We start from the raw sequence: 12209 nt of genomic DNA on the forward strand, positions 1-12209 counted from the left end.
TTCCCTGATAAACCGTCTTACCTGTCATTACCCCCTGGTTAACACCCGTGGCTCCGTTTCTTACAGAAATGCCTCGCAGCGCCGTACGATCGGTGGAGAGTTCAGAGCGAACCATCTCCAGGCGACCGTTATTAACGACTTTCGAACCTTTATCTTTTGCTTCAAAGGCGGTCATGTCTGAAATAGACATTTCACCTTTGTTAGCAATGGTGGAACCGGATTTTGCAGTGAAAGCCTGGCTTACATGCATGTCATAGTTATAGTCGCTGACTTCTTCTACACCGGAAGTACTGAAAGTCGAGCCTTCGGTGAATTCAAGATAGCCACCATTTTTAACGCTAATAACGTTGTTGATACCCACGGGGAAATAGCCATTAACAGACGAATCGCCATGCACGTAGACCGAAGATTTTCCATCAACAGTTACAACCGAGGCATCACTGGTGCCGGTTCTCTGGTTAGCGGTTTTATCCGCATCGTCCAGCTGGTCTTTCTCACCCGTTAACTCGATGCCTTTCATGATGTCAACACGGTTATTGTCACCCGTTACGGTGGCGCCCTGTATTAACTCCATCGAGCCGCTGTTATTGGCATAATTTCTGCCAGCATCTTCGCTATCGACAACCACCTGTAAATGACCGTCCAGCACGACAGTGTTATTACTGCCGCTGACGTTAATCCCTGTGGAAGTTTTGTAGAAGTTATCTGCCGCCAGTGGTGATTTTTGATCTTTATTGACCACCATATTGCCGGTCAGCTTGACGGTGTTGGACTCGCCTGTAACATTAGCGCCGGTGGCCTGCTGCCCGGTGATGCTCATATCCGGTGAATCAAGATTAAGGGTATTGCCATTACCTTCTACGTTAATGCCGGTGGAGAAATCGCCGACCGTCATCTTGCCCATCTGGTTGATCTGGTTGTTGTTACCTGCAACATCAACCCCGGTGGAAGGTTTGGCGCTGTCGGTGCTGGACACGTCTAAATCGCCAGAATTGATGATGTTGTCATCACCATTCACTTTGGTGCCGGTGCCGCCATCCGTCGCGGTGCTGCCGCCGGTGTTATCAATGGTGTTGCCATTGCCGTCTACTTTGGTGCCGGTGCCGCCGTTTGCGCCGTTGTTGCCGCCATTGTTATTGATGTCGTTATTATCACCCGTGACATCAGTACCGGTACCATCATTAATCCCGCTGTTGTTGCCATTGTTATTGATGGTGTTGTCGTTACCGTCGACGTCAGTACCGGTGGAACCTGTGCCGTCACCGGTGTTGTCACCGTTGTTGTCAATGGTGTTGCCGTTGCCGTCTACATTGGTRCCGGTGCCGCCRTTGGTRCCGCTGCTCTCGCCGCCATTGTTGATGGCGTTACCGTTGCCGTCTACATCAGTACCGGTGGAACCTTCGCCGTCGCCGGTGTTGGTGCCTTTGTTATCAATGGTGTTGCCGTCACCGTCCACTTTGGTGCCGGTGCCGCCGCCGGTGCCGCTGTTGTTACCGTTGTTATTGATGTCGTTGTTATCACCTGTGGCATCAGTACCGGTACCATCATTAATCCCGCTGTTGTTGCCGTTGTTATTGATGGTGTTGTCGTTACCGTCAACGTCAGTACCGGTGGAACCTGTGCCATCGCCGGTGTTGTCACCGTTGTTGTCAATGGTGTTGCCATTGCCGTCTACATCGGTGCCGGTGCCGCCRTTGGTRCCGCTGCTCTCGCCGCCRTTGTTGATGGCGTTACCGTTGCCGTCTACATCAGTACCGGTGGAACCTTCGCCGTCGCCGGTGTTGGTGCCTTTGTTATCAATGGTGTTGCCGTCACCGTCCACTTTGGTGCCGGTGCCGCCGCCGGTGCCGCTGTTGTTACCGTTGTTATTGATGTCGTTGTTATCACCTGTGGCATCAGTACCGGTACCATCATTAATCCCGCTGTTGTTGCCRTTGTTATTGATGGTGTTGTCGTTACCGTCRACGTCAGTACCGGTGGAACCTGTGCCRTCRCCGGTGTTGTCACCGTTGTTGTCAATGGTGTTGCCRTTGCCGTCTACATYGGTGCCGGTGCCGCCRYYGGTGCCGCTGTTGTTGCCATCGTTATTGATGTCGTTGGTGTCGCCGTTAACGTCAGTMCCGGTGCCGCCRTTGGTRCCGCTGTTATCGCCGCCGTTATCAACGGTATTGCCGTTGCCATCAACATCAGTACCGGTGGAACCTTCGCCGTCGCCGGTATTGGTGCCGTGGTTATCAATAGCGTTGCCGTCACCATCCACTTCGGTGCCGGTGCCGCCATTGGTGCCGCTATTGTTGCCGTTATTATCGATGGTGTTGCCGTCGCCATCGACTTTTGTGCCGGTGCCGCCATCGTTACCGTTGGTGTCGCCGTTATTATTGATGGTGTTATCGTCACCGATGGTAATAGAGCCGTTATTACCCTCGCCTGAGGCCGTGCCGCCGTTTGTATCGATCTTGTTATTGTTGCCTTCATGCCAGTTCACGGCATCAGTGAAATTGATTTCACCGGTGATATCCAGATACCAGACCTTGCTGCCATCCGCAGAGGTGCCTTTCATGGTGACGGCATTGCTGGCCTCATCCAGAGCCCATTTATCCAGCACAATGGTTTTGCCGGTAGCCGGATCGGTCAGGGTGTAAGTACCGTTCTGATTGGCGGTGTAATTCCAGGTAATACCCGCAAAGGCCACCGTTTTTTTAGTTTCGTTCCAGGTTACGCCGTTGCTGTAGGTTTTGATAATATCGCCAGTCGGCGTGGAAGAGCCGCCATCCCCGCTATCACCACCATCACCACCGCCACCACCGCCCGCAGCCAGGCCGACTGCCGCCGCGACAGCAGCCACGCCTCCGGCAACCCATTCCCACTGTTCTTCCAGAAAAGAGGGCTCTTTGAGGCATTCAGGAGGCAGTTTTGCTTTTTGGGCTTCGCTCAGCGCGCTGATATTTGCCGGACACGCCTGCGACTTGCGTTCTTTTTCGCTCAGATCTGTTCCGGCATAACTATTGCCGCTCAGCGCCATCGCTATACAGAGGGATAATACGGATTTTTTTTGCATGATGAATATTCCTTATTCAACAAGAGTCAATATCAACAATGTCAGACGGACACGATAGCGTCGTCAGGAGAGAACATTAAATACAATTTTCGCCGGTTTTATAGGGTAAAGTTGATTTTTATTCAAGGACAATTTAATTAAAAGAATATTAATTAAGGATAACCGATTGAATTAGTTAGAATTGAATTTGGAGGAAAATCTTAGGCAATTTTATTCATTTTGTGAAACACATTCACTCAAAAAATATAAAAAAGCAAAAACCATTCACCAAAATAATAAATTAAGCCATGAGAATATTTATTTTTATGCGGAGATATCTTTTATTAATATATCCATTAATAAATAAGATTAAACTTATAAGACAGGTAAAACAAAACAGCCTCCTGAACAGGAGGCTGCTAACATTAGCGAACTAATGTGAAAAATTAATTAGCGGCGCAGTAGCAGACCCAGCACCAGACCTGCGGCAGCGCCGATACCTACGCCCTGCCACGGTTTTTCATGCACGTAATCATCTGCACGGTAGGCAACCTGCTTGGCGCGCATGTAGTAGTTGTCGGAAGCCTGGCTCACGCGGGACTTCACGTCGTGCAGCGCTTGTTCGGCGCGTGCTTTCAGTTCGATATATTTCTGGTCAGCAGGATCGCCGGAGGAACGTAACACCTCTTCCAGCGTTTCGCTCAGCAGGGTCAGGTCGTCGTCAACGCGTGTTTCTGTGAATTGGTTAGTCATTTGTTTTCTCCATGTTTTGCACTGGTTTGCTAACTATAGTCAATGACCTGCGGTTACGCCTGACTAACTTCTCGCGCCATACCGATGTGCGGGATACCGTCTTCGTCATAAATATCGGTCACCGGCCGGAAGCCAAAATGGGCATAGAAAGATTGCAAATGAGCCTGCGCACCCAGATATATCGCGTGCTGCGGCCAGTTTAGCTGACAACTGGCAACCGCCCGATCCATCAACTGATAACCCAGTTTCTCCCCCCTGACCTGTGGGCTGACGATGACCCGGCCAATCACTACCGGGGCGAAATCATCCTCATTTTTCAGAATCCTCGCATACGCCACCAGCTGGTTATCGCGCCAGCCGAGCAGATGGCGATTCTCCCCGTTCAGATCTTCACCGTCTACATCCTGATAGACGCAGTTTTGCTCCACCACAAACACTTCGCAGCGTAATTTGAGTAATTCGTAAAGCGCGCTGACGCTCAGTTCGCTGTGGTGCAGATCTTGCCAGTGGATCATGGTGCTCTCCTTAATTGATTCGCCTCTCGCTATACTAATGGCTTTTCATCTTCCGGAAAGGGCGTAACGCACATATGGAACTTCTCTTTCTTGGCACCTCGGCGGGGGTGCCGTCGCGCTCACGAAACGTTAGCGCGCTGTTGTTGAACCTGCAACACCCAACGCAGCCCGCGCTGTGGCTGTTTGACTGCGGCGAAGGTACACAGCATCAACTGATGAAAACCCCGTATCATCCCGGCAAGATTGAGAAAATTTTTCTTACTCATCTGCATGGCGATCACCTGTTTGGCCTGCCGGGGCTGATTTGCAGCCGTTCGATGGCAGGCATTACTCAACCGCTGACGGTATACGGCCCGAAGGGCATCCGCGAGTTTATTGAAACCACGCTGCGTCTGAGCGGCACCTGGACGGATTACCCGCTGAGCGTTGTTGAGATAAGCGCAGGCGAAGTCATTGATGACGGGTTACGCCGCGTGACCGCTTATCCGCTGGATCATCCGCTGGAGTGTTACGGTTACCGTATCGAAGAGCACGATAAGCCCGGCGCGCTGGATGCCCGTGCGCTTCGGGATGCAGGCGTCGCGCCCGGCCCGCTGTTTCAGCGTCTGAAAGCCGGAGAACGGATAACGCTGGATGACGGGCGTGTGATCGACGGCCAGGATTATCTCTCCCCTGCTACGCCGGGTAAAAAGCTGGCGATTTTTGGCGATACCGCCCCCTGCCCTGCCACGCGTGACCTGGCGCAGGATGTGGATCTGATGGTGCATGAAACCACGCTGGAGGCGGCAATGGAGGCAAAAGCCAACAGCCGTGGTCACAGCTCCACGCGTCAGGCGGCGCAGCTGGCCCGTGACGCCAATGCCGGACGGCTGGTGATGACGCATATCAGTTCACGCTACGACGCCGTCAGCAGCCAGAAGCTGGTGGAGGAATGCCGGGCCATCTTCCCCGAGAGTATTCTGGCTGAAGATTTCGTTGTCATCACAGTTTGATGTAAAACGTTCCTCCATTTTTCCCCCGGCGTGCCGATAACAGTGTTAACGCACGCATTCCACTCCGAGGGCACGATGGATAGTTTCCAGAAAGATATTGATGACAGGGCTAATCTTACCCTGTCCAACCGCTTTGAGCTTTTGCTGTTCCGTCTTGGCGCGTCGGTGCATGACGCGAAGTCAGAGCTCTTTGGCATAAACGTTTTCAAACTGCGTGAAATTGTGCCCATGCCCACCTTCACCCGCCCTGCCGGGATGAAGCCGCCGATGATGGGAATGGTGAATATCCGCGATCAAATCATTCCGGTGATTGATTTGACGGCGGTGGCGGGCTGCAAACCCACTACCGGACTGAATATTCTGCTCATCACCGAGTACGCCCGTAGCGTACAGGCGTTTGCCGTCGAGTCAGTGGAGAACATTATTCGTCTGGACTGGAAACAGGTGCACACGGCTGAGAAAGCCGTTAATGGTCGCTACATCACCAGTATCGCCTGTCTCGACGATGAGCAGGATTCCAATAATCTGGCGCTGGTGCTGGATGTTGAGCAGATCCTTTATGACATTACGCCGCCGGACCACGATCTGCATGCCAAAAATCTGGAGAACACCAAAAAGTTCAACATGAAGCCGGGTGCGGTGGCCATTGTCGCCGAAGATTCCAAAGTGGCGCGCGCCATGCTGGAAAAAGGCCTGGAATCCATGAACATTCCGAACACTATGCACATCACCGGTAAAGATGCGTGGGAGCGCATTCAGGTGCTGGCGCAGCAGGCGGAAGCGGAAGGCGTGCCGATTAGCGATAAGATTTCGATGGTGCTGACCGATCTGGAAATGCCGGAAATGGACGGCTTCACCCTGACGCGCAAAATCAAAACCGATGAGCGTCTGAAGCATATTCCGGTGGTGATCCACTCGTCGCTGTCCGGCAGCGCGAACGAAGATCATGTGCGTAAAGTGCAGGCCGATGGCTACGTCGCCAAGTTTGAAATCAATGAGCTTTCCGCGGTGATCCAGGAAGTGCTGGATCGCGCCACGCAACACGTCAGCGGGCCGCTGATTAGCCATAAGCAGTTTGTGTAAGATGGATGGTTGCCGGGTGGCGCTTATGCTTACCCGGTATTTTTTTAAGAAGACGAAAAAAAACCGCCGAATCATCGGCGGTTTTTTTATGGGCTAACGCGCTTACATTAACGGCTTCGCGAGCTGCACGATGTCGATCAGCGGCTGCGGGTAGACACCCAACAGCAGTACCAGCAACGCGGAGATCAGCACCACGATACCGCCTGCGCTGTACTGCCAATTAGACGGCGCATCGCGGTTCAGCTGCTGCGGGGCGTTCAGATACAGGCTCACGGCCACGCGCAGGTAGTAGTAAAGACCAATCGCAGAGCCAAGCACCACGGCAGCGGTCAGCCACCACAGGTTCGCCTGTACACCGACGGCCAGCACGTAGAATTTACCGATAAAGCCAAGGGTCATCGGGATCCCCGCCAGCGACAGCATCATCACCGTCATCACCGCAGACAGAACCGGACGGTGCCAGAACAGACCACGATAGGAGTACAGGGAATCCGCGTCCGGGCCACGGTACGGGCTGGACATCAGGCTCACCACGCCGAACGCGCCGAGGCTGCTGAACAGGTAACCGGCCAGATACACGCCCACCGTTTCCATCGACATCTGACCGCTTTGCAGCGCAATCAGCGCCACCAGCAGGTAGCCGAGGTGTGAGATAGAGGAGTAACCAAGCAGACGCTTGATATTGCTCTGGCTCAGCGCCATCAGGTTGCCGAAGATGATGGAAGCCGCGGCGATAATACCCAGCACCATGCGAACCGCTTCGCTGTCGCCCACCGGCGCATACAGGAACAGACGCATCACCACGCCAAAGATGGCGATTTTGCTGGCGGTTGCCAGGAAGGTGGAAACCGGAGCAGGCGCACCCTGGTAAACGTCTGGCGTCCACAGATGGAACGGCACCAGCGACAGCTTGAAGCCCAGACCGACGATCATCATACCCAGACCCGCCAGCAGCAGCGGCTGGTGCAGCATGCCGTCACCCAGGCTCTTACCGAGGCCAGGGAACGACAGGTTGCCCGTCTGCGCATATACCAGCGCGATGCCGAACAGCAGGAACGACGAGGCGGCGGCAGACAGAATGGTGTATTTGATACTGGCTTCCAGCGAGCGTTTCTGACGGAAGGCATAACCCACCAGGCCGAACAGCGGCAGCGAGATAAGCTCGATACCGAGGAACAGCGAAGCCATATGGTTAGCGTTCGCCAGCAGAATGCCACCCAGGGCGGCAATCAGCACCAGCAGGTAAAACTCTTCTTTGTTGTCGTAGTAGCCCTCAAGCCACGGATACGCGAAGGTACAGGTTGCGAGGCTCGCCAGCAGCACAAGGCCGGTGTAGAACATTGCGTAACCGTCTACGCGCATCAGCGGCGTGACATCCATGGCGCCCGCCTGGCCAACAAACCAGAGCGACACTAACGCGGCGTTAAGCCCAATGACCGACAGCGTGGCATTGGTAAAGTGGTTGCGTCGCCACGCAATGGAGAGCATCACAACCACCACCGTCAATCCGACGATCAGCAGCGGTAGCAGCGCAATCAGGTGTTGTGGAGTTATTGTCATGGCGATTTACGGCCTTGTAGTAGAAACGGAATTAACAAACCACTGCTGGATATTACTCATCGCGGAATGCGAGGTATCCAGAATCGGCTGCGGATAGAAGCCAAGCAGTACCAGAAGCACGACCAGCAACAGAATGATAAACAGCTCGCGCAGTGACATTCCCGGCAGTTCTTTACTTGCGATCTCACTCTTCGCTTGACCGAAGAATGCACGGTGCAGCATCGCCAGCGAGTAAACTGACGCGAAGACCAGACCGAAGGTCGAAATCACAGTGATCACCGGCACAACCTGATAGCTGCCGAACAGGATCATGAATTCACCGACGAAGTTACCGGTGCCCGGCATCCCGAGAGTCGCCACGGCAAAGAACATCGACAGCGCTGGCAGCCATTTAATTTTGCTCCACAGGCCGCCCATCATACGCATATCACGGGTATGCAGACGTTCGTACATCTGACCGCAGATAATAAACATACCGGCGGCAGACAGACCGTGCGCAATCATCTGGATCACCGCGCCCTGGAACGCCAGCTGGCTACCGGTGTAGATCGCGATCAGCACGAAGCCCATGTGCGAAACGGAGGTGTAAGCAATCAGACGTTTGATGTCGGTCTGTGCGAATGCCATCCATGCGCCGTAGAAGATGCCAATCACACCCAGCCACATGGCAATGGGCGCGAATTCGGCGGAGGCATTCGGGAACAGCGGCAGCGAGAAGCGCAGCAGACCATAGGCCGCGGTTTTCAGCAGGATCCCCGCGAGGTCAACAGAACCTGCGGTTGGCGCCTGGGAGTGCGCGTCCGGCAACCAGCCGTGCAGCGGTACTACCGGCATTTTCACCGCGAAGGCAATGAAGAAGCCCAGCATCAGCAGATATTCAACGCCATGGGACATCGGCGTCTTGAGCAGCTGCTCGTAGCTGAAGGTCCAGACGCCGGTGGCGTTGTAGTGCACGAACACCAGCGCCAGGATGGCGATTAACATCACCAGACCGCTCGCCTGGGTATAGATGAAGAACTTGGTCGCGGCCGTGATACGCGTCTTCCCGTCGGAGGCTTTATGGCCCCACAGTGCGATCAGGAAGTACATCGGCACCAGCATCATTTCCCAGAAAAAGAAGAACAGGAACATGTCGATGGCAAGGAACACGCCGATAACGCCGCCCAGGATCCACATCAGGTTCAGATGGAAGAAGCCCTGATATTTCTCGATTTCGCGCCAGGAGCAGAGTACCGCCAGCACGCCGAGGAATCCGGTCAGCACCACCATCAGCAGTGACAGGCCATCCAGCGCCAGGTGAATGCTGATGCCAAAGCGTGGGATCCACGGCAGCAGGAATTCAGACTGCCACTGCGGTAAACCAGCCGATTGGGTCAGAGAGTAGCCGCCCTGCAACCACAGTTGCAGGGAAAGCGCCAGCGTCAGTCCCATTGTGACCAGCGCGATCCAGCGCGGCATCTTCACGCCGAAGCGTTCGGTCTGCCAGCACAGGAAGCCGCCAATAAACGGGATAAGTATTAACCAGGGTAATAACATAGCTGCGTATGTCCCTTATATTCTAAACACTTCACAAAAAATCAACGCAATACCATCAACAGCGCGAGGACGACCACCGCACCGATGCTCATGGATGCCACATACCAGCGCAGATAGCCGTTCTCGCTAAACAGCAGACCTTTACCCGCCAGGCGGGAGAGGATAGCCGGGATGTTCATCAACGCATTCAGCGGGTCACGCTTGATAAGCCAGGCGATACCCAGGAATGGTTTTACGAAAATTTTGTCATACAGCCAGTCGAAGCCCCAGGCGTTGTACCACCAGGTACCCAGCAGACGGCCCGGCGCGCTGTTGGCGATGGAGGTCACCAGAGTGCGCTTGCCAAGCCACAGCCAGGCGGCAATCAGGATCCCGGCAATGGCGATCACGCCCGATGCGATTTCCAGCGTCATCACGCTGCCATGCTCAAGCTCGGTGGTTTCCGGCAGAACACCCTGCAACGGCGGCACGATCATCGCGCCCACAAAGGTGGAGAGCACCAGCAGAACAATCAGCGGCAGATGGTGGGTAATCCCCTTCCCTGCGTGTGCGTGAATTTGTTCTTTACCGTGGAAGACGATGAAAATCATGCGGAAGGTATACAGCGAGGTCATAAATGCGCCCGCCAGGCCTGCCACCATCAGATTCATGTGTCCGTTCGCCATGGCACCCGCGAGGATTTCATCCTTACTGAAGAAGCCTGCGGTGATCAGCGGCAGTGCGGAAAGCGCCGCGCCACCCACCAGGAAGCAGACATACACCAGCGGAATAGACTTACGCAGGCCACCCATTTTGAAGATGTTCTGCTCATGATGGCAGGCAAGGATCACCGAACCGGACGAGAGGAACAGCAGCGCTTTAAAGAACGCATGGGTCATCAGATGGAAAATCGCCGCATCCCACGCCTGTACGCCGAGCGCCAGGAACATGTAGCCAATCTGGCTCATGGTGGAGTAAGCGAGTACACGTTTGATGTCCGTTTGCACCAGCGCGGCAAAGCCTGCCAGCACCAGAGTGACGGCACCGACAATCCCCACCAGATGCAGGATTTCCGGGGTCATCAGGAACAGACCATGCGTACGGGCAATCAGGTAGACACCGGCAGTCACCATGGTCGCGGCGTGGATCAGCGCGGAAACCGGAGTCGGACCCGCCATCGCGTCAGCAAGCCAGGTCTGCAACGGCAGCTGTGCCGATTTACCGACCGCACCGCCCAGCAGCATCAGCGTCGCCCAGGTCAGCATATTATTGCCAGCCTCGAAGTGCGCCGGTGCCAGTTCCACCATTTCGCGGAAGTTGAGCGTACCCAGTTCGTTATAAAGAATGAACAGCGCGAAGGCCAGGAACACGTCGCCGACGCGGGTCACCACGAAGGCTTTCATCGCCGCCGCGCCATTCTTCGGATCGGTGTAGTAGAAACCGATCAGCAGATAGGAGCACAGGCCCACGCCTTCCCAGCCGAGATACATCAGCAGCAGGTTGTCCGCCAGTACCAGCACCACCATGCTCGCGATGAACAGGTTGGTGTAGGCGAAGAAGCGGGAGTAGCCCTCTTCGCCGCGCATGTACCAGGAGGCAAACATGTGGATCAGGAAGCCAACGCCGGTCACCACGGAAAGCATGGTCAGCGACAGGCCATCCAGCACCAGGTTAAAGCCGATGTTGAAATCGCCCACCGACATCCAGGTCCACAACGGCTGGCTGTACGCCTGTTGACCGTTATTAAAAAAGTCGAAGCCGACAATGGCGGTCACCAGCGCCGCCAGACCGACTGAACCCATTCCAACCGCGGCGGAGAGGTTTTCCGACCAGCGACCGCGGGAGAAGGAGAGCAGTAAAAAGCCAATCAATGGCAAAATAATGGTTAAGGCAAGCATGTTCATCCACGCAACTCACTTACTGAATCGATATTCAGGCTCTGGCGACGGCGATGCAGTTGCAGTAACAGCGCAAGACCAATACTGGCTTCTGCTGCCGCAAGGCTGATGGCGAGGATATACATCACCTGACCATCGGTCTGGCCCCAGTAGCTACCGGCGACGACAAAAGCCAGCGCCGCCGCGTTAATCATGATTTCCAGCCCAATCAGCATAAACAGCAGATTGCGTCGGATAACCAGACCGGTCAGACCGAGTACAAACAGTATCGCGGCGAGGATCAGTCCATGTTGTAAGGGGATCATGCGTGCTCCTCCGTTTTTCTTTTCGCATCGCCAGGACGGTTGCTGAGCACTTCGCCCGCGCGTTCTTCACGCCCCACGTGGAAGGCGACGACCAGACCCGCCAGCAGCAGCATGGACGCCAGTTCAACCGCCAGAACGTATGGCCCGAACAGGGTAATGCCCACCGCTTTCGCGCTGATTGGCGTCCCGTCGATGCCCTGGTCGTTGACGCCGAGAATGGCGTAGATCATCACCGCCAGCAGGATGGCTGACAACGCGCCAGGGCCAATCCAGATTTGCGGTTTCAGCCACTGACGTTCCTGCTCGATTTCAGCGCCGCCGAGGTTCAGCATCATCACCACGAATACGAACAGCACCATAATGGCCCCGGCGTAGACGATGATTTCCAGGGCGCCCGCAAAATAGGCGCCTAAGGAGAAGAAGACCCCGGCAATCGCCAGCAGGGAGATAATCAGGTACAGCAGCGCATGCACCGGATTGGTGTGGGTTATCACCCGCAGCGTCGTCAGGATGGCAACCAGGCCACAGATATAAAAAGCGAACTCCATTGC

General features: G+C 54.9%; 10 protein-coding genes. 2 read left to right on the forward strand and 8 right to left on the reverse strand.

Annotated elements, in window-relative coordinates:
- The 3 genes from QRD42_RS18230 to QRD42_RS18240 all read right to left on the reverse strand — a co-directional run.
- A partial coding sequence (locus tag QRD42_RS18230; protein WP_415877724.1) for a beta strand repeat-containing protein occupies nucleotides 1-3058 on the reverse strand: 3058 nt, incomplete at its 3' end.
- 429 nt (nucleotides 3059-3487) lie between these two features.
- Nucleotides 3488-3790 (reverse strand): stress response protein ElaB, encoded by a 303-nt coding sequence (gene elaB, locus QRD42_RS18235; protein ID WP_072569192.1) that lies wholly within the window; start codon nucleotides 3788-3790, stop codon nucleotides 3488-3490.
- 53 nt (nucleotides 3791-3843) lie between these two features.
- The gene (locus QRD42_RS18240) at nucleotides 3844-4305 is read right to left on the reverse strand and encodes a GNAT family N-acetyltransferase (protein ID WP_321987802.1); all 462 of its coding nucleotides are present in this window, start codon (nucleotides 4303-4305) and stop codon (nucleotides 3844-3846) included.
- Between the two features lie 74 nt (nucleotides 4306-4379).
- Between QRD42_RS18240 and rnz the strand changes: the two genes are divergently transcribed.
- A complete protein-coding gene (rnz, locus tag QRD42_RS18245; protein WP_321987803.1) occupies nucleotides 4380-5297 on the forward strand; it encodes a ribonuclease Z in 918 nt (305 codons plus the stop codon).
- A 75-nt stretch (nucleotides 5298-5372) separates the two neighbouring features.
- Nucleotides 5373-6380: a chemotaxis protein gene (locus QRD42_RS18250; RefSeq protein WP_072569195.1), complete on the forward strand. Its 1008-nt coding sequence runs from the start codon at nucleotides 5373-5375 to the stop codon at nucleotides 6378-6380.
- A gap of 102 nt (nucleotides 6381-6482) precedes the next feature.
- Here QRD42_RS18250 and nuoN read toward each other — a convergent pair whose 3' ends face one another.
- From nuoN to nuoJ, 5 genes are read right to left on the reverse strand one after another with little or no spacing between them, the layout of a single operon-like run.
- Nucleotides 6483-7940: an NADH-quinone oxidoreductase subunit NuoN gene (nuoN, locus tag QRD42_RS18255; RefSeq protein ID WP_318362822.1), complete on the reverse strand. Its 1458-nt coding sequence runs from the start codon at nucleotides 7938-7940 to the stop codon at nucleotides 6483-6485.
- A gap of 6 nt (nucleotides 7941-7946) precedes the next feature.
- Nucleotides 7947-9476 (reverse strand): NADH-quinone oxidoreductase subunit M, encoded by a 1530-nt coding sequence (nuoM, locus tag QRD42_RS18260; RefSeq protein ID WP_072569197.1) that lies wholly within the window; start codon nucleotides 9474-9476, stop codon nucleotides 7947-7949.
- A gap of 41 nt (nucleotides 9477-9517) precedes the next feature.
- On the reverse strand, nucleotides 9518-11359 hold the full coding sequence (gene nuoL / locus QRD42_RS18265; protein WP_072569198.1) for an NADH-quinone oxidoreductase subunit L: 1842 nt from the start codon (nucleotides 11357-11359) through the stop codon (nucleotides 9518-9520).
- Nucleotides 11356-11658 (reverse strand): NADH-quinone oxidoreductase subunit NuoK, encoded by a 303-nt coding sequence (gene nuoK, locus QRD42_RS18270; RefSeq protein ID WP_072569199.1) that lies wholly within the window; start codon nucleotides 11656-11658, stop codon nucleotides 11356-11358. The genes nuoL and nuoK overlap by 4 nt, the downstream gene beginning before the upstream one ends.
- On the reverse strand, nucleotides 11655-12206 hold the full coding sequence (nuoJ, locus tag QRD42_RS18275) for an NADH-quinone oxidoreductase subunit J (RefSeq protein WP_318362820.1): 552 nt from the start codon (nucleotides 12204-12206) through the stop codon (nucleotides 11655-11657). The genes nuoK and nuoJ overlap by 4 nt, the downstream gene beginning before the upstream one ends.
- Nucleotides 12207-12209: the final 3 nt, after the last annotated feature.

This window comes from Enterobacter sp. PGRG2 (genome assembly GCF_030291195.1).
Lineage (GTDB): Bacteria > Pseudomonadota > Gammaproteobacteria > Enterobacterales > Enterobacteriaceae > Enterobacter_D.